Consider the following 25,695-nt stretch of genomic DNA (forward strand, 5'->3'; position numbering starts at 1 on the left):
GGCTTGACATGCTCACCTTATCGATAATCGTTTTCATTGTCATGTGTAGGTTCCGGGAGACCGACGGGGCTCATCCGATCCGGACCACCCGGGCCCAGTCCGGCGGCGAGTGGGGTACGTAGTCCGGGTCGTCCTCGCGCCACGCGTTGCGCCGGGAGTGTCGGGGGAACAGGCCGACCACGGTCCGGCACGGCGGCCGGGAGGCGGGCCAGGGGGTCTGTCCGTCGGTGAGGGCCACCACCACATCGGGCCGGGGGTGGCCGCGCAGCGCCCGGGAGAAGCCGGCGCGCAGGTCCGTCCCGCCGCCGCCCAGCAGGGGGATGCCCTCCGCCTTGCACAGCGGGTGGGCGATCCGGGCCGCCGCGTCGCAGGGGACGACGGTGACGAGGTCCCGCCGGCCGCCCACGGCACGGGAGATCGCCGCGACCTCCAGGAGCGCGCTGCCCAGTTCCGCGTCACTCACCGACCCGGAGGTGTCGATGATCACCGACACGCGGGGAGGCCGGCGCCGCAGACTCGGCAGCACGGTGCCCGGCACGCCCGCCGAGCGCCGCGACGGCCGGCCGTAGCTGTAGTCCTCGCCCGCGCCGGGCGCGGAGGCCGCCGAACGGACCGCCGCGCCCAGCAGCTCGCGCCACGGCTGGGGCGGATGGAACGCCTCCTCCGCCCAGCGCTTCCAGCCCGCGGACGCCGACCCGGGCCGGCCGATGATGCCCTGTGCCACCCGGAACCGGACCGCGTCCCGTTCCTGCTCGCTCAGGGCGCACGCCCCGTCCGCCCCCAGCTCCCACTCCCGTTCCAGGCCGTCGGCGCCGCTGCCGCAGTCCAGCCACGCGAACTCGTCGGTATACGGGCCCAGTTGGAACTGGCGCAGATAGTCCTCCATCAGCTGCCCCTCGGGCAGCCGCAGGAACGCCGGATCGACGACGCCCTCGGGCTTGACCAGGCCGTCGCCGAACGCGTCGTCGTTGATCTCGCAGTCGGCGGCGATGTTCATCCGCAGCCGCTCCCCGGGCCCGGTCAGGCCGCGCTCCCTGGCGACCCGGTCACCGCGCCCGTGGTGGTCGCGCAGAAGATGCGACACCTCGTGCACCCACACCCCGGCCAGCTCCTCCACCGGGGTGCGGTCCACGAAGTCCGGGGAGACGTAACACCGCCAGTACCGGTCGACGCCCATGGTGGGCACCCGCCGGGACTCCACGGCCTGCAGCGCGAACAGCGCCGTCGCCAGATAGGGGCGGGCCCGCGCCGCCTGCAGCCGGGCCGTGTACAGCTTGTCGAAGTCGAGCCCCTTGCCGCCGTTCATCGGCGGGTCCTCGTCGCCTGTTCGGCGCGGGACGCCGCCTCGTCCGCGCGCCGGGACAGCGTCACCACTCCGGCGAGGCTCTCGATCGCGGCCGGTACGTCCCAGTCGTCGCGCCGCAGTGACGCGAGCGTCGTCGCGGGGACGACCACCAGATCCGGGGCCCCGGTCTCCAGCGCCCGCACCAGCAGCGCCCATGCCGCGTCCCAGCGGTCCTTCTCCGGCCGTGCCCGGACCGCCGCCACCACTGCGTCGAGCACCGCCTGCCGCAGATCCCCCCGTCGGGGCAGCTCCGCCCCCGCCGGGTCGGCGAGCAGCGTCTCGGGATCCGGCAGGTCGAGCCGGTCCAGGGAGGCCAGCAGCTCCAGCCCCGGCCCGTCGCCCACGGTGCCGCGTACCAACGGGGAGAGCACATCGCGCGAGACGCCGGCGGCGGTCGCGAAGGCGATCAGATGGAGCGTCATCTCCCAGCTCCGGGGGGACGGCCACGGCCCGCCCCGGCGGCTCTCGCTGTTCGGCAGCTGATGCACCAGCTTGGGCCGGGCGGCCAGCAGCGTGCACACCGCGCGCCGGGCGAAGTCCACCGCCTCCGGCAGGCGTTCCGGCGCCAGCCGCGGCAGAGTGGCCCGCGGCCATGTCCCGCCGAGACCCCGTACGACGACCTCGTGGTCGTGCGTCCACTGCAGATGCACGAACCGGTTGGCCAGCGGAGGGCTCAGCTCCCAGCCGTCCGCCGCCGAGGACCGGGGGTTGGCGGCGGCCACGATCCGCACACCGGGCGGCAGTTGCAGGGTGCCGATCCTCCGCTCCAGCACCAGGCGCAGCAACGCGGCCTGCACCGCGGGCGGCGCCGTCGACAGCTCGTCCAGGAACAGCAGCCCCCGGCCCACGCGCACCAGCCGCACCGCCCAGTCCGGCGGGGCCATCGGCACTCCCTGCTCGGCCGGGTCGTCGCCCACGATCGGCAGCCCCGAGAAGTCGGACGGCTCGTGGACGCTGGCGATCACGGTCGTCAGCGGAAGGTCCAGGGCGGCCGCGAGCTGCGTGAGCGCGGCGGTCTTGCCGATCCCCGGCTCACCCCAGAGCAGTACAGGAAGGTCGGCGGCGACGGCCAGCGACAGGGCCTCCAGCTGGGCGTCGGGGCGGGGTTCGGTGGTCGTGGTGCGCAGAAGGCTCAACAGGTCCGCGGCAACGTCGAGTTGGGATACGGGGGCGGGCTCGGAGAGCGTGGTGGGCAGGGCGAACGGGGTGCATGTGGGCATGAGTGATCACCTTTGGTTGGAGTGGGTCGAAGACCTGGGGTGGGTGAGTGCGTAGGTGGAGCCAGGAGCCAGGAGCCAGGAGCCAGGAGCCAGGAGCCAGGAGCCAGGAGTAAGAGGCCAGAGGCCAGAGGCCAGAGGCCAGGAGGCAGAGGCCGGTTGGCCCGGCCCGGGTCAGTAGAAGGTCGCGTCGCGTGGGCGGCGGTGGCGGGGAGGGCGGCGGCCGGTGTCCGAGCGGACCCGTCCGGGAAGCGGTTCGGCGAGACCGGCGCGGTACAGGCCGTAGACGATCCGCCGGCGCGCGGCCGACTCCAGTTCGTCCCGCAGAGGGCCCTCGCGCAGCACCGCCTCGGGGCCGAGCAGCCCCTCGACGATGGCCAGCGCACCGGCGATGTCCCCGTGGTCCAGCCGTTCGCGCACTCCGGACAGGCAGTCCGGACGGCGGTGTGCCGCGTCGATGGCCCGTAGACAGGGGAGGGGAGTGCCGGTCAGGTGGACCAGCAGCTCCTCGCGCCGCAGTTCGGCCGGGTCATGGTCGAGGGCCGTCAGCGTCCCGTCCACCAGACCGATCCGGTGCCGCTCCCCCCGGCACTCCACGAGGCGCGGCCGGCCCGCACGGTCCAGGGCCTCGTGGGGCCCGGACCAGGCGTGATCCGGTACGAGCGCCGAGGCGACGAGCGGATGCAGCCGCTCGGCGTCGAGCGCACCGGCCCGGATCAGCTCCAGATCGGGCAGCGTCCAGGTCGCCGCGTCGGGAAGAATCGGCAGGGAGGTGAAGGCCCCGTCGTCGCCGGGGGCGGCCGTGATCCGCAGCGAGGGTGCCGCGTCGTCGCCGTGACCGGGGCGGGTGTCCGTGTCCCGGCTCCCGCCGGCCGCCGGTTCCCGGCCCGTGCCCAGGTCCAGGAGCAGCCGGCGCCGAACCCCGCACCGTACGAGGACGGTCCCCGTGGACCGCCCCGCGGCGCGGAGCACGATCGCCGCCTCGTCCGCCCACCTCTCGACGGCACAGCCGAGTTCCGCGGCCGTCGTGCCCCACACGTCCGGCCCGGGCGGAGGCGGCCCCGGCGGCCGGTTCGCTCCGCAACGCCCGCGCAGCTCCGCCGACTTGCGCGCGTCCCACAGGTGGCGATGCAGATCCAGCCGGTACCGACGGCTGGGGCGCGGGCGCGGATGCGGATGAGCGAGGGCACCGGGGGAGGAGCGGGAGCCGTCCCACAAGGCGAGGCCGATCCGTTGCCCGGCGTCCGCCCAGGCGGGCGGAGTCCGGACCACGAGGTGCACGGAACCCGGGCCGTCGCGCCCGTCCGTGCGGTACCGGGCCAGCGTGAGGGTCAGGCCCGGCCGCAGCAGCCCGTCGGGGGCGATCCTCGGCATGTGCCAGCGCAGCAGGTCCGGAGCCAGATGGCGGAGATCGGCCCGGATCCGGGCTTGGAGGTCGCGGCCGTACGCGCGCGCCACGGAACGCAGGTCGAGGTCGACGTCGACGCCCGCGGCGGCGCACGCACCGGCCCAGTCGCCGACGGAGCGGAGGGCGGTCGCGGTCTCGACCATGGAGGGTGGCACGGCGAACTCGCGCACGCGCAACCAGAGGGAAAGACGGGGATCCCCGTTCACGGCGTCGGTGAGCATCAGCGCTCACCTTGCTCGGACGGGACCCCCATTCCGCAGAAGGAGTGTGTAGTCATCGCGGCGACCGTAGCGCCGGCCCGCGCGGTCGCGCACCTGTATTTCCGATCCGGTGCGGGCGAATATTTCCGATCCGGTGCGGGCGCGCGTCCGTACCAGGCCCGAGTGGTGACGCGCAGGTCACCGGCGTACGGTCGAACAGTGGAACGCGGCGGCGGGCGGACCCGTCCGCCGGACCCGGACCTTGCGACCTGCCATGAGCGAACCTCGGCCGACCTCCCCAGAATCCACCACCACCCGGGAAACGGGCGGTGGTGGCAGCGCGATGGCCCTGTTCGTCATCGCCTCGTGCCAGCTGATGGTGGTGCTGGACATCACCATCGTGAACATCGCCCTGCCGGACATCCAGCGTTCGCTGGACTTCTCCACCACCAGCCTCGCCTGGGTGGTCAACGCCTACACGCTGACCTTCGGCGGGCTGTTGCTGCTGGGCGGCCGGGCCGGGGACATCCTCGGCCGACGGCGCGTCTTCGTCTTCGGTGTGCTGCTCTTCGTCCTGGCCTCGCTCCTCGGCGGTCTCGCCCAGAACGAGACCCAACTCCTCGCCGCCCGCGCCCTCCAGGGCGTCGGCGGTGCCATCGCCTCGCCGACCTCCCTCGCCCTGATCAGTACGACGTTCCGTGAAGGCCCCGAGCGCAACAGGGCGTTCGGGGTGTTCGCGGCGGTCTCGGCGGGCGGCGGCGCGATCGGGCTGCTCGCCGGCGGCATCCTCGTGGAGTGGCTGAACTGGCGGTGGGTGCTGTTCGTCAACGTGCCGATCGGACTGCTGATCGTGCTGGCGACACCGCGCTGGATCAGGGAGTCCGAGCGCACACCCGGGCACTTCGACGTCACCGGTGCCCTCACCTCCACCCTGGGCATGGTGTGCCTGGTGTACGGCTTCATCAGGGCCGCGCAGGAGGGCTGGCGGGACGCGCTCACGCTGGCCTCGTTCGCCGCGGCCGTCGTGCTGCTGGTGGCGTTCGTACTGGTGGAGAAGCGCTCCCGGCAGCCGATCACTCCCCTGCACATGTTCGCCGACCGCAACCGCGCCGGGACCTACGGCATCATGCTGTGCCTGGCGGCCGCGATCTTCGGCATGTTCTTCTTCCTGACGCTGTTCACCCAGAACGTGCTGGACTTCAGCCCGCTGGCCACCGGGCTGGCGTTTCTGCCGGTCAGCGCCGTCATCGCGGTCGGTGCCGGGCTGGCCTCACGGTTCCTGCCCGTGTACGGGCCCAAACCGTTCATGGTGGGGGGCGCGATCCTCGCGGCGGCCGGGCTGGGCTGGCTGACCCTGACCGACGTCCACTCCACCTACGCCGGCAGCGTCCTCGGCCCGATGCTCGTCTTCAGCCTGGGCATGGGGATGGAGTTCGTCTCGCTGACCCTGATGGCCCTCTCCGACGTACCCACCCCGGAGACCGGTGCCGCCTCCGGACTCCTCAACGCCACCCAGCAGGTGGGCGGTTCGCTCGGCCTCTCCATCCTCGTCACGATGTACGGCACGGCCAGCACCAACGAGGCGGCCGAGCAGGTCCCGGACTTCCTCTCCCAGGCGACACCGGCCGAGCGCCTGCGGTTCGAACAGACCGGGCAGCTCCCGCCGCCCTGGTCCGACGAGGTGCTCACCGCGGGCGTCTCGGCCGCCTTCGTCATGGCGGCGATCTTCACCGTCGTCGCCGCCCTCATCGCCGTCCTGGCCATCCAGGTGCGGCCCTCCGACCTGGAGCGGCTGAAGGGCGGCGGGGTCGGGCCGGGCCCGGGCTGACCGCCCGGGGCCCGGCGGCGTACGGAGGGTCATGTCGTCGTGCAGGAGGCCCCGTTGAGGGTGAAGGCGGTCGGCGCCGGGTTGGTGGTGCCACGGCTCGCCGTGAACCCGAGGGTGACCGAGCCCGCGGCCGGGATCTTCGCGGTGTACGAGGCGGCGGTGACGGTGACGGCCGCGCCGGACTGGGCCGCCGTACCGCCCCAGAGGCTGGAGACCCGCTGGCTGCCGGGGAACGTCCAGCGCAGGGTCCAGCCGTCGACGGCCGAGGTGCCGGTGTTGCGGATGACGATCTCGCCCTGGAACCCGCCGGACCACTCGCCGGTCACCCGGTAGCCGACGGCGCAGGCCGCCGTGGAACCGCCGGAGGCGGTCGTGACGTTCACCGTTCCCGAGCGTGCGGAACGGTTGCCGGCCGCGTCCCGCGCGTACACGGCGAAGGTGTACGACGTGGCGGGAGTCAGCCCGGTGAGGGTCGCGGAGGTGCCCGTCGTGGTGGTCACGGCGGTCTCGGTGGTCCCGCTGACACGGACCACGTCGTAGCCGGTGACGCCTGTCGCGTCGGTGGCGGCGGCCCAGGTCAGGGTGGCGGACGAGGAGGTCACCGCGGAGGCGGTCGGGGTGCCGGGGGCCGTCGGGGGAGTGGTGTCGCCGCCGGAGGAGGCGTAGACCGCGGCCTCCTTGGACGTGGCGGCGATACCGTTCGCGCCGTTGAAGAGGCGCTGCCCCCAGCTGGTCAGCCGGTTCGGGTCGAAGCCGGTGACCAGGTCCAGGTACTCGACGCCGCCACCGTTGCCGCTCCAGGACCAGCCGAGGTAACCGAGGCCGAGGCGCTGCGCGGCGGCGAGGATGGCGTCCTCGTCGGGGTTGCCGTCCGAGTGGTCGTGCCCGAACTCGCCGATCACGATGGGCAGTTTGGCCTGTACGAACCGGTTGAGGTAGTCGTTCACCTCCGCCGCCGTGTCGAAGACGCCGTACATGTGGATGGAGAAGACCGTGTTGGCGTCCGGGTCGGCGGCGAAGACGGAGGCCGCGTTGTCGCGCATGGTGAACGCCCAGTCCTGGCCCCAGTTGGGGGCGTCGACCATGATCGTGTGGTCGAACCCGGCGGCGCGCAGCTTCTGGATCGCCGCCTTGGTGTCCGCCGTCCAGCCCGCGTAGTTGTTGTTGCCGTACGGCTCGTTGCCGATGTTGACGACGACGTAGTCCTCCTGGCCCGTCAACGCGCTCTGTACGCCGATCCAGTAGTCGGCGGCCCGGGAGAGCGTCACCGCCCCGCTCTGCTCGCCGTACCCCGTGGTGTCGTGCACCTCCAGCACACAGATGAGCCGGTTGCGTTTGCACTGCGCCACGACGTTCGCCACGTCGGCGGTGTCGTTACGGGTCCACCGGTCACCGCTGGAGAGGACCACGCGCACGGTGTTGGCGCCCTTGGCCTTGATGTGGGCGAGCGAGCCGATCTGGTCCGCGTACCAGGTGTGGGCGTGGTTCACGCCGCGCATCACGAAGTCGTTGCCGGAGCGCTCCAGCAGCCGCCCGTTCTCGATCCGGAAACCGGGCGGCGCCGCGTGCGCCGCGTGCGCCGGTGTGCCGAGGGCGAACAAGGGGAGCAGCAGGCCGAGGAGGGCGGCGACGAGGGCGCCGGTCCGGGGTGCCCGGCGCTTGGGGGGCGTCCGAGGTGAGTGGGCGGGGGCTGTCGTGTGCGTGGGGGCTCTCATGGCGGCTCCAGCTAAGGGGAGTGGGGGAGAGACAAGGGAGAGCGGTGAGGGGTGTGCGGCGTGGGGCAGGGAGCAGGGGCTCTTGTCGGCCGGCCGTTGCCGGCCGGTGGCGCGCCGACGCACCGCCGATGTTCGGCGGGTGGCCGACCCATCACCGGCCGATGTCCCGGCCGATGACAAGGCGTCGATGACAAGGCGTCGATGACGAGGCGTCGACGACAGGCATCGCCGACGAGGCGTCGATTACCGGGAGGAGACCGTCGCCCGTGCCGTGCAGCCGACCGTCGCCGACGGCGTCCCGGCCGTCGTCGGGGCCGAGGCGACGAACCCGAACGAGGCGCTCGCGCCCGCCGCGAGCGTGCCGTTCCACGAGGCGTTGGTGACCGTGACGGTGCCGTCGGCCGCCGTGGCCGAGGTCCCGTTCCAGACCTGGGTGAGACGGGCCCCGCCGGCCGGTACGACCGTCACGGTCCAGCCCGCCACGGCGGACGACGACGTGTTCGTGACGGTGACTTCGCCCTGGTAGCCACCCTGCCAGACGTTGGTGGCCCGAAAGACGGCACCGCAGGTGACCTGACCGCCGCCCGGATCGCCCGGGTCTCCCGGATCACCCGGTACTCCCGCGTCCAGCACCGCCCTCAGCGCCGGGAACCAGCGGGCGGCGATCTTGTCGTCCCCGGCGGCGTTCGGATGCACCCCGTCGTAGGTGTCGGTCGCCGTGCTGAACCCCGTCCACTGGTCGACCACGGTCACCGGTGAGTCCTCGGTGCTGGTCGCCCGGGCCCAGGCGGGGATCCGCGCGTTGAAGTCCACCACCCGCTGTGCGCAGCCTGTGCAGCTGCCGGGGTTCATGGGGATGAGCTGCGCGACGAGGACCCGCATGTGCGGGTGGGACGCGCGCATCTGACCGACGAGCTTGGTGTACGCGGCGAGGATGCGGTCCGGGGCGATGCTGCTCCACACGTCGTTCGTGCCGAAGTGCATGACAACGATGTCGGGTCGCGTCGCCGAGAGCCGGGCGGGCAGCAGGTTCTGGTCGGCGACATGGGTCACGAGTTCCCCGCCGTGGCCCTCGTTGTCGCCGTCGTGCTCCTGCCCGCAGCCCTGGGTGGGGAGCGTGCCGACGAAGTCGAGGTCCGTGTAGCCGGCGTTCCGCAGGCGGTTCCGCAGCACCGCCCGCCAGCAGCCGGGCGAGCCGGTGATCGAGTCGCCGAGCGGCATGACGCGCACGGGGGCCGCGGCGGCGCCGCTTGCCGTCGACGCGGCGGCCGCCGCGCCGGGCGCGGGGGGTGCGAGTGTCAGTGCGAGGGAGACGAGCAGGGCTGCCACCAGGCCGAGAAGCGGCAGGGGCGGTAAGGGGGATGAGTGGGTGTCACGCATGGGGTGGGTCCCTTCCCTGAGTGAGATGGGAGCGCTCCCGGGTGAACCTGCCATCGTTGTCATTTACACGTCAAGATGGCTGCGCGTACATCTTCGGCAGGGAGTCGGGCCGCCCGTGTCGGCGCCCGCAGGCTCGCTCTGATCCATCCGGCCCGCTCTCCTCGACGCCGGACCTCTCCATGCTCGCGGATTCACGTCGATTCATGAATGAGAACAGCAATCACGTGCATGGATATTGACGCGCTCGGGACGGCGCCCCTAGCTTCCGTGGGAGAAAGCGCTTTCCCCTCACGGTGTCCGGGAGACGAACCATGCGACCACAGCGATTCACCGCGTGCGTAAGCCTGTTGAGCGTCCTGGCCGGCGGCCTCCTCGCCCTGTCCGCCCCCGCGGCGCACGCGGTCGGCGCCCTCCATGTCGCGACCAACGGTGACGACGGCAACCCCGGCACCCTGGCCGCCCCGTTACGGACCATCCAGCGGGCCGTCGACCTCGCGCAGGCGGGCGACTCGATCCTGATCCGGGGCGGGACCTACGCGCCGACCGCGAACATCCAGCTGCTGAAGAGCGGTACGGCGAGCCGGCCCATCCGGCTCGGCAACTACAACGGCGAGCGCGTCGTCATCGACGGCGAGGGGATGCCGTACACGCCCGGCGCGGTCGGCTCCAGCATCCCGCGGGCACAGCGGGGCGCGATCCACATCGAGGGAGATCACTGGCGGCTGAGCGGGCTGGAGATCGTCAACGGGCCGTACGGGATCTTCGGCGCGGACACCAACGGCAATGTCTTCGAGCGGCTGGTCACACGGAACAACTACGAGTCCGGGGTCCACCTCCAGGGCGCGTCCGGCGCCAACCAGATCATCGATCTGGACAGTCACGGCAACCGGGACCCGCGCAAGAACGGCGAGAGCGCCGACGGTCTGGCGATCAAGGAGGGCTCCGGGACGGGCAACGTCGTCCGCGGGGCGCGGCTGTGGAACAACGCGGACGACGGGCTGGACCTCTGGGAGTTCCTCTCCCCGGTGACGATCGAGGGGAGCCTCGCCCACGGGAACGGCTACAACCGCTGGAGCCTGCCCAACTACACCGGTGACGGCAACGGCTACAAGCTCGGCGGCGGCGACGAGGACCGGCCCGCGGCGCACGTGGTGCGCAACAGCATGGCGTGGGACAACTCGGCCGGCGGCTTCATCGACAACGCCAACCCCGGCGCGCTGGTGGCCGAGCGCTGCACGGCCTGGCGCAACAAGGGCGCGGGTTTCGACTTCGCCGACGCCGACGGCACGCTGACGAAGAACCTCTCGGTGGCCAACGGTACGAACGTCTCGCTGGGCTCGAACTCCGGCGGCAGCGGCAACTCCTGGAACCTCGGCGGCACCTGGACCTTCACCAGCACGGACGCGACCACGATCACGGGGGCGAGGACGGCGAACGGTTCGATCCCGACGTCGGTGTTCCTCCGGCCGGCGAACGGGGCGGATGTGGGGGCTCGGTTCTGATCGCGGTGCCTGGAGGGTGTCCGGTCGCTACGATGCGCGTGCCGGTCGGTGTGCACGCGAGGGGGAGCGCAGATGAGGACCAAGGACCCGGAGTACCCGGCAGCGGTCGAGGCCGCCGTGGAGATCCTGCGGGTACGGGCCCGGCAGGAACGGACCATCACCTACGGGGAGTTGAGCGCCGAGTTGCAGGCACGGGGCTTCGACTCCATCCCGCCCCACCGCGGAGTCATGACGTATCTCCTCGCGGACGTCTGCTCCTACCACAATGAGGACGGACGAGCACCGATGCTCTCGGCGATCGTGGTGAACAAGGCCAGCCGGGAGCCGTCCGGACAGTTCGCCGTCCTCGCCCGAAGCCTGCCCTTCTCCCGCCCGGCCGACTGGAGTTGGCAGGAGGAACAGCGACAGGTGTTCGCCCGGCACCGCGAGCCGTGACACCGGCCCTCGACGCCGCCGTCGCCGGGCCCGGACGCCGGACGACCGCGTCTCCCAACTCCTGCCTGTCATAGGCAGGTTGAGAAGGACTCACTGCCTGACGGGTGGTGTTCCGGGCGTGATACTGACCTTCATGACTCCAGCGAACCGCCCGGACACAGTCCATTTGAGGGCCTTCACCGAGGCCGACCTCGGCTTCCTCGACCGCCTCTGCACCGATCCCGAAGCGCTCGGCGCGTTCGAGTGGCCCGGATTCGGTGACCCGAGGGCACGCCGCAAGCGGTGGGAGACCGATGGGTACATCTCCGCCGAGTCCTCGGCGGTCGCGATCGCGGGGGCCGACGACACGGTCCTCGGCATCGTCTCGTGGAAGCCCCGCGGCTTCCCGTCGGGTGTCACCTACGAGATCGGCGTGGGAGTGCTCCCCGAGCATCGGGGACAGGGGGTGGGCACGGCGGCGCAGAAGCTTCTCGTGGACCATCTGTTCGGCCGCACGACCGCCCACAGGATCGAGGCTCTCACCAATGGCGGCAACCTCGCCGAGCAGAAAGCCCTCGAACGCCTCGGGTTCCGGCGGGAAGGAGTCATGCGCGGCAGGTCCTTCCAGCACGGCGAGTATGTCGATGTGCTCGTCTACGGTCTGCTCCGCTCGGAGCACTGTGCCGGAACACCGTCCACGCCCGGAGCCGGTGCCTAGAGCCGGATGTCCCGCAGTCGGGGAAGGCCGTCCCACACGGTCGCCGTCAGGCTCGGATCGAAGAGCGCGTGGTACCCCCCGGTGTGCCAGAAGAGGACCGGGCCCTCGATCGTTCCCCTGCGTGCCATGTCGATGATCGCCGCGACGGCTTTCGCCGTGTACACGGGGTCGACCACGATGCCCTCCAGCCGTGCCATGAGGTCGATGGCCTCGGTGACGCCGGGGGCGGGCTGTCCGTAGCCCTCTCCCAGGTACGCCTCGGTCAGTTCGATGTCGGATGCGGCAAGACGGACGGTGGGCGCGACGAGGCCGGCTGCCTCGTTCGCGAGACGGAGGTAGGTCCCTGACACGTCGTCGTACACCTCTCCCGCGACCACGACGCCGATGACGCGGGCCGACCGCCCGCGGAGCGCTCGCCCCAGTACGAGTCCCGCGTGCGTGCTTCCCGCCGAACTGGCGTGCACGATCGTCCTGAACGACGCACCCTGCGCCTCCATCTGTTCGTCGGCCTCGATGTAGGCGCGCGCGAAACTCGCCGCGCCACGGCCGGTCGCCGAGCCGATGGGCAGTCGGTGGACACGTTCTCCGGCCGCCTCGAGCTCACGGACGACATCCCCGGTCAGCCGAGCGAGCTCTCCCCAGGAGGTGTCGCCGACAAGGCGGAGATCGGCGCCGAAAAGGGCGTCGAGGAGAAGATTGCCCACCGGCTCCTTCGGCTCGTCGTGGCAGAGCACGAGGGTGCATTTCATTCCGATCGAAGCGGCCGCGGCCGCGGCCGCCCGCGTGGCGTTGGAGTGCCGGGAGCCTTCGGTCACGAGGTGCGTGGCCCCCAGCGCTCGTGCGTGCGCGAGTTCTGTCTCCAGCTTGCGCACCTTGTTCCCCGCGAGGCCCACCGAGCCCAGGTCGTCGCGCTTGCACCAGACCTCCACGCCCAGCTCGTCGCTGAGCCGGGGCAGGACGTGCACGGGCGAGGTGAACCCCCGGAGATCGATACGCGGCAGGTCGGTGTGGTGAGTCGCTGTTCTCATGGCCGCAGAACTTAAGCAGGGAGGGCGGAATGCACAAGCGAATCGTTTTCGATCGTGCAGATGCACAGCCGCAGGCGCGCCTCGCGGTGTACTGTCCTGTCCCATGCACAGCCTGGACGCGGTCGATGCCCGGATCCTGCTCGCTCTGGACAGCTCGCCCGAAGCCTCACTGATCGAGATCGCCGCGCGGCTGGGGGTCTCGCGGAACACGGTGCACGCGCGCCTGAAGAGGCTCCGCGACAGTGGTGCGCTGGGCGCACCCAGCGGGCGTCTCCCCGCGGCGGCCCTGGGCCGGCCCCTGCTCGCCTTCGTGACCCTGTCGGTCGCGCAGCAGCAGATCGACTCGGTCTATGCGGCGATCGGTGCCATTCCGGAGGTCGTCGAAGCGCACACCATGACGGGCGACGCGGATCTCATGCTTCGCGTGGTCGCGCGTGACACGGTCGATCTGCACCGGGTCACGCAGAGGGTGCAGTTGGTGCCCGGCGTGCAGCGCAGCAGTACCTCGATCGCCACGACCGAGGTGATTCCCCACCGGATGTCACTTCTCCTGCACCGGCTGGCCGCGGGCCGGTCGTCGCACGCTCAGGAGTCCTGAGCCCTCATCGGCCCTGGCCTGCGCCGCCCCGGCCGATCGCCACCGCCTACCCCTCCACCCCCGCAGCCCTCGAACCCCCCGCCCGCAGCCCGTCCATGACGAGGTCGAGGAGACGGGTGGCGCGGGGCTGCCAGTCGGGCTGGGCGGTGTCCTGGGCGGCCAGCTGCCACAGGCCGGCGATCGCGAGGAAGAAGTCGTCCACGGTGACCCCGGGGTGGACGGTGCCGGCCTTCTCGCCCGCGCGGAGCAGGAGTTCGGCGGCTTCCGTCACCGGCGTGGGCGGCGGCCGGTCGGGGCCGTCGGGGCGGCAGGTGGCCTGACGGATCGCGTCCGCCAGACCCGCCTTGGTCATGGCGAAGCGGGCGAGGCGGTCCATCCACTCGCGCAGCGCCCGGTCCGGCTCGCGCGTGGCGAGCAGCTCGACCGCGGCATCGGCGACCTGCCGCATCTCGTGCCGGTAGACCTCCAGGACCAGGGCCTCCCGAGTGGGGAAATGACGGTAGAACGTGCCCTGCCCGACACCCGCCTTCCTGGCGATCCCGCTCAACGGCGCGTCCGCGCAGCGCGTCAGTTCGGTCAGGGCGACCGCCAGGATGCGCTCGCGGTTGCGCTGGGCGTCCGAGCGCAGCGAGGCGTCCTTCTTCGGCTCCACGGGTCCTCCTCGCGGGTCCCTGGCCGAAACCCGTCCTTGTTAAGCGGACAACTGTCCGTTACGTTCTCCGGAGAGGACAGCTGTCCGGTTGTGTCATCGTAGCGTCGGACCGGCCGGCGAGGGCAACCTCCGCTGTCCACATACCTGACTCGACCGCCGGCCGGAGCGGGTCTCCTCGACATGCTCCGGATACGCGAAAGAAGGCTGATCATGTCCCCAGCCACCTCCTCGACGTACAGCGCCATCACCCTGAACATCAACGGCGAGAAGCACGCGCTCTCCGTCGACCACCGCACCACCCTGCTCGACGCCCTGCGCGAGCGGCTCGACATGACCGGCACCAAGAAGGGCTGTGACCAGGGACAGTGCGGCGCCTGCACCGTCCTCGTCGACGGACGCCGTGCCGTCTCCTGCCTGCAACTGGCCGTCGCGGCCGAGGGGCGCGAGATCACCACCATCGAGGGCGTCGCCGACGGCGACGAACTGCACCCCGTACAGCAGGCGTTCCTTGACCTCGACGGCTTCCAGTGCGGCTACTGCACCCCGGGCCAGATCTGTTCGGCCATCGCGGTCATCGAGGAACACGCGGCGGGCTGGCCCAGCGCCGCCACCGCCGACGTACGCCCCGAGGCGGGAGCGCCACCGCTCACCCCCGAGGAGATCCGCGAGCGGATGAGCGGCAACCTGTGCCGCTGCGGCGCCTACGTGTCGATCGTCGAGGCCGTCGCCCGCGCCGCCGCCGGCAGCACCGCGAAGACCGAGGAGAGCGTGGCGTGAAGGAGTTCGACTACCAGCGGGCGTACGACGTCTCCGGCGCGGTCGCCCTGCTCGGCGCCGACCCCGAGGCCCGTTTCCTCGGCGGCGGCACCAACCTCGTCGACCTGATGAAGACCGGCGTCGAGCGGCCCGCCCGGCTCGTCGACGTCCGTGAACTCCCCCTCGACGCGATCGAGCCGACCGAGGACGGCGGACTGCGGATCGGCGCGACCGTCACCAACAGCGACCTCGCGGCCCACCCCGAGATCCGCCGCCGCTACCCCGCACTGGCCCAGGCCGTGCTGGCCGGCGCGTCCGGGCAGCTGCGCAACATGGCCACCGTCGGCGGCAACCTCCTGCAGCGCACCCGCTGCGGCTACTTCGCCGACGTCACCCAGCCCTGCAACAAGCGCCTGCCCGGCAGCGGCTGCCCCGCGATCGAGGGCGAGCACCACAACCACGCGATCCTCGGCGCGTCCGGGCACTGCGTGGCCACCCACCCCTCCGACATGGGCGTGGCGCTGGCCGCCTTCGACGCCGTGGTGACCTACGAGACGGCCGACGGACGCGGCGAGTCACCCCTCGCCGACTTCTACCTGCCCGTCGGCGACACCCCGCACCTCGAGACGGCCCTGCCGCCGGGCGCCCTGATCACCGGCGTCGTCCTGCCGCCCGCCCCCGTCGCCGCGCACTCCCGCTACCGCAAGGTCCGCGAACGCGCCTCGTACGCCTTCGCCATCGGCTCGATCGCCGCCGCGCTCGACGTCCGTGACGGCCTCGTGCACGAGGCCCGGCTGGCCTTCGGGGCGGTCGCGTCCCGGCCGTGGCGGGCCCGCGCGGCGGAGCGCGCGCTGACCGGAGCCCCGGCCGACGCCCAGAGCTTCGCGGCCGCCGCCGACGCCGAACTGGCCGCCGCCGCGCCGCTGCCGCACAACGCCTACAAGGTGACCCTCATGCGCAACCTCGTCGTGGCCGTCCTGTCCGAACTCACCGAGGAGGCCACCCGATGACCACCGCCCCCACGGCCCACCAGCGCGCCGTCGGCACCGCGCGCACCCGCGTCGAAGGCCGCGACAAGGTCACCGGCGCCGCCCGCTACGCCGGGGAGATCCCCCTCACCGGACTCGTCCACGGCTGGCTCGCGCTGTCCACGGTGGCCCGCGGCCGGATCCGCGCGATCGAGACCGCCGACGCCCTCGCGATGCCGGGCGTGCTCGCCGTCCTGACCCACGAGAACGCCCCGCGCCTCGACACCGACTACGCAGGCCTCATGGGATCCAAGCCCGACCCGACCACCGCCGTCTTCCAGCACGACCGGGTACCGCACCGGGGCTGGCCCGTGGCACTGGTCGTCGCCGAGACCTCCGAGCAGGCCCGGGAGGCCGCGGAGGCGCTGGTCGTGCACTACGAACAGCAGCCGCACGACACCGACTTCACCGCCGGGGCCCCGGACGCGTACCCGCTGGACGCCTTCGGCCCCGCGGTGATCGAGCAGGGCGACCTGGAGGCCGAACTCGCCGCCTCCGCCGTCGTCGTGGACGCCGAGTACAGCACCCCCGAGGAACACCACAACCCGATGGAGCCGCACGCGGTGACGGCCCACTGGGACGGCGGCCGGCTCGACGTGTTCGACTCCAACCAGGGCACCATGTGGGTCCAGGGCGAACTCGCCAACCTCTTCTCCCTCGACCCGGGTTCGGTGCGGGTCCGCTCCGAGCACGTCGGCGGCGGCTTCGGCAGCAAGGGCGTCCGCGCCCACCAGGTCGCCGCCGTCATGGCCGCGACGGTCCTGCAGCGGCCGGTCCGCGTCGTCATGACCCGGCGTCAGATGTTCTCCCTCGCCGGCTACCGCAGCCCCACCGCCCAGCGGGTGCGGCTCGGCGCCGACGCCGACGGACGGCTGCGCGCCCTGGAGCACCGCTCGCAGAGCCTCACCTCGACCGTCCACGAGTTCATCGAGTCGGCCGCCGGACCGGCCCGGGTCATGTACGGCGCCGACGCCCACCACACGGCCAGCCGGATCGTCCGGCGCGACGTGCCCACCCCCACCTGGATGCGCGCGCCCGGCGAGGCGCCGGGCTCCTTCGCGCTGGAGTCGGCGGTCGACGAGCTGGCCGAGAAGCTCGGCATCGACCCGATCGAGCTGCGGGCCCGCAACGAACCCGAGCGGGGCCCCGTCTCCGGGCTGCCGTTCGCCGGCCGCAACCTGCACGCCTGCTTCCGCGAGGGCGCGCGCCGGTTCGGCTGGGCCGACCGCGACCCGCGCCCGGGCCTGCGCCGGGACGGCCGCTGGCTGCTCGGCACCGGCACGGCCGCCGCCTCCTTCGGCGCGGGAGCCGCACCCTCCACGGCGGCCGTCACCGCCGAGGCCGACGGCACCTTCACCGTCCGGGTCAACGCGGCGGACATCGGGACCGGCGCCCGCACCGCGCTCACCCTCGTCGCCGCCGACGCCCTGGAGGTGGCACCGGAAGAGGTCCGGGTACGGATCGGTGACAGCGACTTCGGGCCCGCCATGATCGCCGGCGGTTCGATGGGCACCCGCTCCTGGGCCTGGGCCGTCACCCTCGCCGCCCGCGAGATGCGGGAGAGGCTGGCCCTCGGCGCCGACATCCCGCCGGAGGGCATCACCGTCCGCTCCGACACCACCGCCGCCCTCGGCGCCCTCGCCCAGAAGGAACGGCACTCCTACGGCGCCCAGTTCGCCGAGGTCGCCGTGGACCCCGCGACCGGCGAGGTCCGCGTACGGCGCATGCTCGGCATCTTCGCGGCGGGCCGGATCGTCAACCCGCTCACCGCCCGGAGCCAGCTCGTCGGCGGCATGATCTGGGGCATCTCCATGGCCCTGCACGAGGAGGCGGTCCGCGACCGGGCGTCCGGCGGCCACTACGGCGCCGACCTCGCCGGCTATCACGTGGCCGCGCACGCCGACGTGCCCGCCGTCGAGGCCGACTGGGTCGAGGACCTCGACCCCGACGACCCCGTCGGCATCAAGGGCATCGGTGAGATCGGCATCGTGGGCGCGGCGGCCGCCGTGGCCAACGCGGTCCGGCACGCCACCGGCGTACGCCACCGCCACCTGCCCATCCGGCCCGACCGCGTCCTGACGGCGGGCCGGGATGCTTGACGCGGCCGCCGAGCTGAGCGCCTGGGCCGAGGAGGGCCGCGACTTCGCCGTCGCCACGGTCGTGGCGGTGAGCGGCAGCGCCCCCCGAGGCCCCGGCGCGGCCCTCGCCGTAGACAGCCTGGGCACGGCCGTCGGCTCGGTCTCCGGCGGCTGTGTCGAGGGCGAGGTGTACGAGCTGTGCCGGCAGGCCCTGGCGGACGGGGAGACGGTTCTGCGGCGCTTCGGCTACAGCGACGAGGACGCCTTCGCGGTCGGCCTGACCTGCGGCGGCGTCATCGACATCCTGGTCACGCCGGTCACCGCCGCCTCACCGGCCCGAGCCGTGCTGCGCGCCGCGCTCTCGGCGGCCGCCCGGGACGAACCGACGGCCGTCGCCCGCGTCGTGCGGGGCCCGGCCGAACTCCTCGGACACGCCCTGCTCGTACGGGCCGGCGGAGCCGGGGACGGGCCCGACGGCGGGGCGTACGGCCCGGCGGCCGAGGCGGGCCACGAGGGCGGGCTCGGCGGTCACCCCGGTCTGGACCGGACGGCGGCCGCCGAGGCGCGGGCCATGCTGGACGGCGGACGCACGGGCACCGTCGAGCTGTCGGCGGACGGTTCGCACTGCCCCGGCGGTCTCACGCTCTTGGTGGAGACACGGGTGCCACCGCCCCGCATGATCGTGTTCGGGGCGATCGACTTCGCGGCGGCGCTGGTGCGCGCGGGCAAGTTCCTCGGCTACCACGTCACCGTGTGCGACGCCCGTCCCGTCTTCGCCACGCGGGCCCGCTTCCCCGAGGCCGACGACATCGTGGTGGACTGGCCGCACCGCTATCTGCGGCGCACGGGGACCGACCGGCGCACGGTCCTGTGCGTGCTCACCCACGACGCCAAGTTCGACATCCCGCTGCTGACGGCGGCCCTGCGGATGCCGGTCGCGTTCGTGGGGGCGATGGGTTCCCGCCGTACCCACGCCGACCGCGAAGAGCGCCTGCGCGAGGCCGGTCTCACCGAACGGGAGCTGGCCCGGCTCAGGTCCCCGATCGGGCTCGACCTCGGCGCCCGTACGCCCGAGGAGACGGCCCTGTCCATCGCGGCGGAGATCGTCGCGGCCCGGCGCGGCGGCACGGGCGTACCGCTGACCGGGTCGGGGACGCCGATCCATCGCGAGGCGGGGGAGCGGGGTGCCGTGGCGGCGGCCTGACCGGGCGCGGGCCGGCGGGCGGGTCTGAGTACGTCGGCCGGGACGACTGAGTACCTGCTCCGATGCCCGGCACCGCCGCCCGCTGGTGCACTGGCGTCATGGACACGCACCCCTCGCGCCCGCGCCCGCTCCACAACGTCACCGCCACGGCCACCGCCACCGGGTCGGCCCTCGCGGTGGTGCTGCTGCCGCTGCTGGTCGGCGCGCTGGTGGCGCGGTCGGCCGGCGGTGACCCGATGGCGTCGGTCAACGCCCTGATCGCGGGCGGCGGTGAGCGGGCGAAGCTGACCCGGAGCCATCTGCCCGTCCTGCGGGGCATCCCTGGGGCGCCCCGCAGGTGGGGCCGGCGGCTACTGACCCGCCGCGAGGACGTACGTGTTGAGGTTCGCGACGCTGGTCAGCGGTGACGGCGAGCCCAGCTCGTAGCGGTCGACGGCGAGGTAGTTGGGCTTCTTGCGGGCGGCCGGGGTGCAGAAGTTCTGTGCCCGGTTGCCCAGCTTGGCGTTGTCCGTCTCGGTCGTGCCGCTGATCGTGTAGTCGCGGAAGTGGTTCATGACGAACAGCGGGTGGAAGGCGGCCGAGTCCGTGGTGAGGGGCCTGCTCGTGCCCCAGCGGCTGTAGCAGGACCAGTCGGACCCGCCGAGCCCGCCGCCCATGGACCAGTAGTTCTCCACGGTCCACTCGCGCTGGTACATCACGCCGAAGGTGTTCCGGGCGGCCTGGCCGGCGGAGGTGTCGCTCGCGCGGGTGCGGTCGCTGAAGACCAGCAGCTGCTTGCCGCGGGCCGCGAGGTCGGCCATGGTGGGCCAGCCGTTGGTGGCCACGCCCTCCTGGTCGGGCCGGTACAGCACGTCGGAAAGGCCGCGGACGGAGGCCAGCGACGCCTTCAGCACGTCGGAGGAGGTGTAGTCCTCCAGGAAGACCGTGGCGAACTGGCCCGGGTTGGCCTTGAGGAAGTCGACCATGCGCTGGAGGTCGGTGGCGAGCGGCACCGGGCTGCCGACCCCGTCACAGCTGTTGTGGCACAGCACGGCCTGACCCGAGACGGTGTACGCGTCGAGCATGAACCCCCTCACCCCGTCGGTGAGTTGGCGGCTGATGCCCCGTGACTGGTTGGGGAACAGACTGACGGGGAACGAGGCGAAGTTTCCGTCGGCGCCGTTGGCGAAGGCGTTGTGCGAGGTGAGGAAGGAGACCTGGTCGAGGGTCCGGGTGTCGGGGGAGGGCATGGCGGTCGTGGCGGGGGCGACCGGCGTGAGGTACCAGCGGGCCTGGTCGCCCTTCGACCCGATCTGCACCAGGGAGGAGTCCGAGGCGACGCCCGTCAGATACTGCGCGGTGCCGGGCACGGCGATCGTGTACGTGCTGTCGGCCGCCTCGGTGACCGTCCACGTGGTGCCGTCCGCGCCGCAGGCCGCCGTCACCGCCGAGGCGCCGTTCCGGCCGAGGCAGATCCCCGACCGGTCGGCGTTGCGCAGCTGGTGGCCGCCGCCGACGGCGACCGGCGTCCACTGCTGGTGGTCCTCGTTGCCCTTGGGGTTGTGCGCGGCGACCGTACCGCCGCTGTCCGCCGCGTTGAGCCCCGTGACGGAGTTCTGCAGATAGACCGAGTGCGTGGGGACCGCCGCGGCGGCGGTCCCCGGCATCGCGAAGGGCACGCCCAGGGTGAGCGCGGCGACCGCGCCCAGGGCACGGGCGTGGGCGCGAGGGCGCGTACGAGGACGGGGATGGGGACGGGACAGGCTCACAGGGTTCCTTCCACTCCGGCACACCGGATTGATGTCAGAGGCATGACACACCGAGTGCCGGGTCGGGCACCAGTCCTGTCGCATGAAGACCTGTCCGAACTCGCACGCGTACCTGGGGACTTGGCCGACAAAAGTTTGAGGTTCAAGCAAGTCTTGGGGATTCTGTGCAGAAGATCTGTTTGAATTCTGGAATCCGTTCGAAGAGGACCACGCGTGAGTGAACCGACAGCCCCTGCCTGCCCGCAGTGCGGTACGCCCCGGGCGGTGGACGGCACCCCGGCCTGCTCCTGCGGCCTGCTCGCGTCGGAGGCCCACCGGGACACGCGTACCGCGCAGGCGGAGGCCGCGGAGGACTTCGACCCGGTACGTATCCGGCCGTTCGTGAAGGTCGGCGAGGACGGGCCCCCGCAGAACCCTTCGGCGGACGGTGACACCCCGCAGCCGCCCACGCCCGCCGAGCCCCACCCCGCACGGACCGCTCCCTCCGACGAGCCCCCTCTCGGCTACGAGCCCCTACCCGACGACGGGCCCTCCGGCGGCGACGAGCCTCCCGCCGGCCCCGCCCGGGGCGGCCGCAGCCGGCGACGGGTGCTGCTGGCGGCCGGGGCGGGCACCGCGGCTGCGGCCGTCCTCGTGACGGCGGGCGTCATCGGCGGCCTCTTCTCGTACGAGGCCCCCTCACGGGACGGCTCGGGCCCCGGCGACATCAGGGCCGACCTCCCCCAGGCGGCGGCCGGCACGGCCCCGTCGTCGACGGCCCCCTCCGCCACGGCCTCCTCGGCGTCCCCGTCCCCGAGCGAGTCCACCTCGCCGGAGGCGACGCCGACCGAGAGCCGGGCCACCCCCACGGGCTCCGGCACCCCGAGCAGGACGCCGTCCGGCAGCGACGCCACCGTCACCGGCGTCCCCGCGCCGCCCCCGTCCGACACCACGCCCCCCGTCCTCGGCCTCGGCGACCGGGGAGCGGAGGTGACCGAACTCCAACTCCGCCTGAACGAGGTGGGCTTCTACAACGGTGACGCCGACGGCGAGTACGACCGCGAGGTCCGGAGCGCGGTCCGCGGCTACCAGTTGACCCGCGTCCTCCTGGAGGACGAGTCGGGCGTCTACGGCGAGGCGACCCGCGCCTCGCTCGAATCCGAGACGGCGGAGCCCTCACCCTGACCTCGCGGGCCCCGGGCCCGTCGCCGCCCCACGCCGGACGGCCGCGTGCCGCGCGCGGGCTCAGTCCTGCGCGAGCAGGTCGAGATGACGGTGAGCCTGTTCCGCCGTCTTGCTGTGGGGGAACTGCTCGGCGATCTGCTGCCAGATGTCGCGGGCGTGGTCGGTGCCCTCGGGATCGTCGCGGGCCTCCAGGGCCTGGGCGAGGTGGGCCCACTGCCGGGCGTGGCCCCCGGAGTGCTCGACGGCGTCCTCCAGCAGGTCGACGGCCTCGTCCAGGCGCCCCTGCCGGAAGGCGACCCAGCCGCAGGCGTCCTCGCACACGGCCATCCGGGTCGGCTCCAGCACCCGGCGCGCACTCTTCAGCGCGCCCTCCGCCAGCAGACGTGCCTCGTCGAGCCGGATGCCCTGCTCCGCGTAGAACATGGCGAGCCGGGCCGTGAGGATGACCAGCGCGGCCCGCAGCGGATGCTCCTCGTCCGTGCCGCGGTACGTCGTCAGCCGGGCCGCGCAGGCGTCCTGGGCCTCCAGAAGCTCCTGCTCGACCTCCCACGGCTGCTCACGCCCGGCGATCAGATGGGCGATCCACTCGTGGTGCCGGCCGGCGCCCGGCTGCCGGACCGAGCCGCCGATCGAGCGCAGCGCGACGATCGCGTCGTCCGAACGGCCCAGCAGATCCAGGACGTTGGCCAGCTCCTCGTGCATCCGGGCCTCCAGGTCCGCGCTCAGCGTGGCCTCCCGCGTGGCGTCCACCAACTCCTCCCGGGCCCGCTCCAGGAGCCCGGCGCGCTCCTCGTCCTGCGCGGTCTGCGCCCGTTCGCGGTGCGTGACGGCCAGCTCCAGACGCGCCAGGTCCCGCTGCTCCCCGGCCGGGAGCAGTTCGATCAACCGCAACAGCGTCTGCTCGGCGAGGTCGTACTGCGCCCGGTGGTCGCGGTACAGCCGCGCCAGGGTGAAACGGGGATACGCGTACAGGGGCGCCAGCTTCAACGCGTCCCGGCAGTCGCGCACCGCGTCGCTCGTGCGACCCTGCCGCAGGCGCACCGCCGCGCGCCCCGCCAGGGCCCGGGCCCGGGTGGGCAGGTCCGGCGGCTCGGCGGACAGCACCGTCAGCCGCTCCTGGCCCCGCCGCCCGGAACGGTACCGAGGGCAGACCGTCTTCGGCGGGCGGTCGAGAACGAGGTCGTACTGTCCCACCGCGGACCGGTAGCTCGGCCCGGCCGGACCGTGGTGGTCCGCCTCGGACAGGGAGTCGCCGAGGGCCGCGTGCGCGTCCCCCAGATCGACGTTCCACTGCGGCGGGCTCTCCAGCCGGGCGGGCAGCCCCTCCCGCACCGCCCGGGTCAGCTCCTCGACCGCCGTCTCCCAGTGCCGGCGCTGCCGGTCCGAGGGCAGGATCAGACCGGCCAGCGCGCCGTGCAGCAGACCGATCTCCCGTGCCGCCAGGGAGACTTCGGGCGCGCACGCCCCCGGCGCCCGCCGCAGCGAGTCGATCTCCGACAGTGCCTGCCGCAGCCCGGCCTCGTCGAAGTGCTGCTGCGCCTCCCGGGCGTGGGCCCAGGCGCGGGCCCAGCGCAGGAGGAAGGGCCTGCCGTCCGCGCCGCCGGAGCCGTTCGGCGGCGGCCAGTACGCGTCGACGATCCGGCGCACGTCCTCCCGGCCGGGCTCCAGGGTCAGCGCCATGCCCGCGAGGGCCCGGGCGGCCGTTCTGTTCCCCCGCCAGAACATCTGGTTGACGGCCAGCAGCAGCCAGGCCTCGGCGTCGTCGGGATGCTGGTGCGCGGCGACGGTGAACAGGGCGGTGGCCAGGTCGTGCGTGTCCCCGGACTCCGGCGAGCCCACCGCGAACAGGCCGACGTCACGGATGGCGACATGATGGTTCTGCGGGTCACGCTGGATCGCCTCCAGACAGGCGAAGAGCGCGCCTTCCCGGTCGTGCCGCTGCAGCATGCGGCCCCGCAGCGCGTGCAGTTCGGCCATGTCGGGGGCCCAGCGGATGGCCGTACGCAGGCACCGGTCCGCCTTCGCGCGGGCGCGGCGCCCCGGGCGGTCGTCCGCGTCCCGGGCCAGCCGGAACCAGCACTCGGACCGCATGGCGACCACATGGGCGATCCGCTCCGTCAGCGGCCGTACCGCGGTCTCGTCGCCGTCCTGGACCAGCCGGCGGGCCCGTTCGTCGATCAGGTCCCGCTCGGCGCGTTGGAAGAGACGCAGCGCTTCCCGGACCCGGCCGTCGGCCCGCCTCCGTTCGATCGCGCGAGTCGCCGCGCCTGCCGCGTCGTCTCCCGCCTCCCCACCCGTGTCCGCGCCGGCCCGCCGGACCGGCTCGGCCCCGCGCATCGGCTCCGGCGTCCGGCCCAGGACCACCGTGCGGCACGTCTCCGCCTCCTGCCGCAGCAGCGCCACCCCGAGCCAGTACGCGGCGAGCGCGCCGTCCATGGGGTGCCCGCCGCCGGCGTGTTGCAGGGCGCTACGGGCCGACTGGGCGGCCTGACCGAGGAGTTCGCCGCGTTTCGCCGCGTCGACGTCCGGATGCTCCGCCTGTTCGAGGGCCGCCCGGGCGAGTTGGATCCGGGCCGGGGCGAGGGCCGGGTCGAGGGCGACCGCCTTCTGCCACATCAGCGTCGCCGCGCTGCGCACCACCGTGGAGGCCCGGAGCCCGATGTCGGTGCGGATCCTGCGCTGCTCCCGGTAGACGAGGCCGAGGTTGTGATAGGCCGCCGCGTAGCCGGGGCTGTGCGAGAGGGCCGCGCGGAAGTGCTCCTCCGCCGCGTCGAGATGATGCAGGAGCCCTTCGTGCTGGAAGCGCTGATAGCTCTCCAGCCCGTCCACCAGACGCTGGAAACTGTCGACGTCCGCACCCGACTCCGCGGCCCCCGGCCGCTCCAGCTCGATGCTGTGGGCCAGTTCGCGGGCGAGCGAGGCGCTGGCCCGGCGTACGTCGCCGGAGACGATGTCCGTCTGCGCGGACCAGGTGCGGCCGCCGTGCCCGGACTGGGAGGCGACGACCCGCAGGACTCCCTCGGCCTCCACCAGCGAACCCTGGAGTGTGCGGCCGAAGGTGCGCTCCACCAGCGTCAGCAGGGTGCCGACCTGGAGCTGGAGCGGTCCGAGGGCGACCGTGCCGATCTCCGTCTCCTTGATGTCCCCGTGCAGTCCGGTCGCGGCGACACCGGACTTGAACGGCACCCGCGTCGACGACCGCAGCACCATCTCGCCGCGCTCCCCGGCCGGATTGAGCACGTCGGCGGGGGTGATGAACGGTTCCTGTCTGACCAGCTCCGAGATCCGCTCGATCTCGCTGTGCAGCAACTCGGCGAAGCCCGCCGCCACCCGGTCCAGCTCGCCGACGTCGTCCCCGGCGACCAGGTTCTTGAACGAGAGGATCCGCACCGGCCGTGACCTCCTGCGGCTGAACGCCAGCAGGACCAGGACCAGGGCCAGGACGAGCGCGACCCACTCCGCCACGGACCAGTTCCCGGCCAGGTCGTGGAAGACGCCTGTCACGGCGAGCGCGACCAGTGCGGCGGCGATCGGCAGGAACGCCGCGTTGGCACTGAGCGCCGCCTTGAGAAGGCCCGCGATCCGCCGCCCCCGACGGGCTCCCGCCGGTGGCCAGGACCTCACGACGCGGCCGGTCTCCCGGACGAGATACTTGAACGAGGGCATGACCACGCGCCCTTCCGCCGGCGCCCGCTGTCCGCCACCCCCTCCT

At 72.9% G+C, this 25,695-nt stretch carries 20 protein-coding genes; 11 read left to right on the plus strand and 9 right to left on the minus strand.

The features are described 5' to 3' along the window. Positions 1-70: 70 nt before the first annotated feature. From PYR72_RS41855 to PYR72_RS41865, 3 genes are all read right to left on the minus strand, one after another. Complete coding sequence (locus PYR72_RS41855; RefSeq protein WP_275460131.1) at positions 71-1,306, minus strand: VWA-like domain-containing protein; 1,236 nt, start codon at positions 1,304-1,306, stop codon at positions 71-73. Beyond that, entirely contained in the window at positions 1,303-2,565 is a 1,263-nt protein-coding gene (locus PYR72_RS41860) for an AAA family ATPase (RefSeq protein ID WP_275460132.1), read from the minus strand. The genes PYR72_RS41855 and PYR72_RS41860 overlap by 4 nt, the downstream gene beginning before the upstream one ends. Positions 2,566-2,736: 171 nt before the next feature. Then, a complete protein-coding gene (locus PYR72_RS41865; protein ID WP_275460133.1) occupies positions 2,737-4,191 on the minus strand; it encodes a hypothetical protein in 1,455 nt (484 codons plus the stop codon). Between the two features lie 322 nt (positions 4,192-4,513). Between PYR72_RS41865 and PYR72_RS41870 the strand changes: the two genes are divergently transcribed. Beyond that, positions 4,514-5,998, plus strand: coding sequence for an MFS transporter (locus PYR72_RS41870; protein WP_275460662.1), 1,485 nt, complete (start codon positions 4,514-4,516; stop codon positions 5,996-5,998). 29 nt (positions 5,999-6,027) lie between these two features. Here PYR72_RS41870 and PYR72_RS41875 read toward each other — a convergent pair whose 3' ends face one another. Both PYR72_RS41875 and PYR72_RS41880 read right to left on the minus strand, forming a co-directional pair. After that, complete coding sequence (locus tag PYR72_RS41875; RefSeq protein WP_275460134.1) at positions 6,028-7,713, minus strand: cellulase family glycosylhydrolase; 1,686 nt, start codon at positions 7,711-7,713, stop codon at positions 6,028-6,030. Between the two features lie 243 nt (positions 7,714-7,956). Next, complete coding sequence (locus tag PYR72_RS41880; RefSeq protein WP_275460135.1) at positions 7,957-9,093, minus strand: GDSL-type esterase/lipase family protein; 1,137 nt, start codon at positions 9,091-9,093, stop codon at positions 7,957-7,959. A gap of 311 nt (positions 9,094-9,404) precedes the next feature. On the opposite strand from PYR72_RS41880, the gene PYR72_RS41885 reads away from it, so the two are divergent. The 3 genes from PYR72_RS41885 to PYR72_RS41895 all read left to right on the plus strand — a co-directional run bounded on the left by PYR72_RS41885 (position 9,405) and on the right by PYR72_RS41895 (position 11,727). Beyond that, positions 9,405-10,595 carry a right-handed parallel beta-helix repeat-containing protein gene (locus tag PYR72_RS41885; RefSeq protein ID WP_275460136.1) on the plus strand — a complete coding sequence of 397 codons (1,191 nt, stop codon included), beginning with the start codon at positions 9,405-9,407 and terminating at the stop codon, positions 10,593-10,595. 72 nt (positions 10,596-10,667) lie between these two features. After that, the gene (locus PYR72_RS41890) at positions 10,668-11,030 is read left to right on the plus strand and encodes a hypothetical protein (protein ID WP_275460137.1); all 363 of its coding nucleotides are present in this window, start codon (positions 10,668-10,670) and stop codon (positions 11,028-11,030) included. 133 nt (positions 11,031-11,163) lie between these two features. Further along, positions 11,164-11,727, plus strand: coding sequence for a GNAT family protein (locus tag PYR72_RS41895; protein WP_275460138.1), 564 nt, complete (start codon positions 11,164-11,166; stop codon positions 11,725-11,727). Here the strand turns inward: PYR72_RS41895 and PYR72_RS41900 are convergent. After that, the gene (locus tag PYR72_RS41900; protein ID WP_275460139.1) at positions 11,724-12,755 is read right to left on the minus strand and encodes a pyridoxal-phosphate dependent enzyme; all 1,032 of its coding nucleotides are present in this window, start codon (positions 12,753-12,755) and stop codon (positions 11,724-11,726) included. The two genes, PYR72_RS41895 and PYR72_RS41900, sit on opposite strands and share 4 nt — an antisense overlap. Before the next feature lie 103 nt (positions 12,756-12,858). Here PYR72_RS41900 and PYR72_RS41905 point away from each other — a divergent pair, with 103 nt between their 5' ends. Then, positions 12,859-13,353 carry an Lrp/AsnC family transcriptional regulator gene (locus PYR72_RS41905; RefSeq protein WP_275460140.1) on the plus strand — a complete coding sequence of 165 codons (495 nt, stop codon included), beginning with the start codon at positions 12,859-12,861 and terminating at the stop codon, positions 13,351-13,353. A gap of 46 nt (positions 13,354-13,399) precedes the next feature. On the opposite strand, the gene PYR72_RS41910 is transcribed toward PYR72_RS41905, so the two are convergent. Then, a complete protein-coding gene (locus PYR72_RS41910) occupies positions 13,400-14,005 on the minus strand; it encodes a TetR/AcrR family transcriptional regulator (protein WP_275460141.1) in 606 nt (201 codons plus the stop codon). Positions 14,006-14,215: 210 nt separating this feature from the next. Between PYR72_RS41910 and PYR72_RS41915 the strand changes: the two genes are divergently transcribed. The 5 genes from PYR72_RS41915 to PYR72_RS41935 all read left to right on the plus strand — a co-directional run bounded on the left by PYR72_RS41915 (position 14,216) and on the right by PYR72_RS41935 (position 19,478). Then, positions 14,216-14,782, plus strand: a complete 567-nt coding sequence (locus PYR72_RS41915) for a 2Fe-2S iron-sulfur cluster-binding protein (protein WP_275460142.1) — start codon at positions 14,216-14,218, stop codon at positions 14,780-14,782. Then, positions 14,779-15,771, plus strand: coding sequence for a xanthine dehydrogenase family protein subunit M (locus PYR72_RS41920; protein ID WP_275460143.1), 993 nt, complete (start codon positions 14,779-14,781; stop codon positions 15,769-15,771). The genes PYR72_RS41915 and PYR72_RS41920 overlap by 4 nt, the downstream gene beginning before the upstream one ends. Next, a complete protein-coding gene (locus tag PYR72_RS41925; protein WP_275460144.1) occupies positions 15,768-17,888 on the plus strand; it encodes a xanthine dehydrogenase family protein molybdopterin-binding subunit in 2,121 nt (706 codons plus the stop codon). The genes PYR72_RS41920 and PYR72_RS41925 overlap by 4 nt, the downstream gene beginning before the upstream one ends. Next, on the plus strand, positions 17,881-19,071 hold the full coding sequence (locus PYR72_RS41930) for an XdhC/CoxI family protein (RefSeq protein ID WP_275460145.1): 1,191 nt from the start codon (positions 17,881-17,883) through the stop codon (positions 19,069-19,071). The genes PYR72_RS41925 and PYR72_RS41930 overlap by 8 nt, the downstream gene beginning before the upstream one ends. A 98-nt stretch (positions 19,072-19,169) precedes the next feature. Beyond that, the gene (locus PYR72_RS41935; protein WP_275460146.1) at positions 19,170-19,478 is read left to right on the plus strand and encodes a hypothetical protein; all 309 of its coding nucleotides are present in this window, start codon (positions 19,170-19,172) and stop codon (positions 19,476-19,478) included. On the opposite strand, the gene PYR72_RS41940 is transcribed toward PYR72_RS41935, so the two are convergent. Then, on the minus strand, positions 19,422-20,819 hold the full coding sequence (locus PYR72_RS41940; RefSeq protein WP_275460147.1) for an RICIN domain-containing protein: 1,398 nt from the start codon (positions 20,817-20,819) through the stop codon (positions 19,422-19,424). The two genes, PYR72_RS41935 and PYR72_RS41940, sit on opposite strands and share 57 nt — an antisense overlap. Positions 20,820-21,032: 213 nt before the next feature. Between PYR72_RS41940 and PYR72_RS41945 the strand changes: the two genes are divergently transcribed. Beyond that, positions 21,033-21,983, plus strand: coding sequence for a peptidoglycan-binding protein (locus PYR72_RS41945; RefSeq protein ID WP_275460148.1), 951 nt, complete (start codon positions 21,033-21,035; stop codon positions 21,981-21,983). A gap of 60 nt (positions 21,984-22,043) precedes the next feature. Here the strand turns inward: PYR72_RS41945 and PYR72_RS41950 are convergent, their stop codons facing one another. After that, positions 22,044-25,649 carry a tetratricopeptide repeat protein gene (locus PYR72_RS41950; protein ID WP_275460149.1) on the minus strand — a complete coding sequence of 1,202 codons (3,606 nt, stop codon included), beginning with the start codon at positions 25,647-25,649 and terminating at the stop codon, positions 22,044-22,046. Positions 25,650-25,695: the final 46 nt, after the last annotated feature.

This window comes from Streptomyces sp. VNUA24 (assembly GCF_029167005.1).
GTDB lineage: Bacteria > Actinomycetota > Actinomycetes > Streptomycetales > Streptomycetaceae > Streptomyces > Streptomyces scabiei.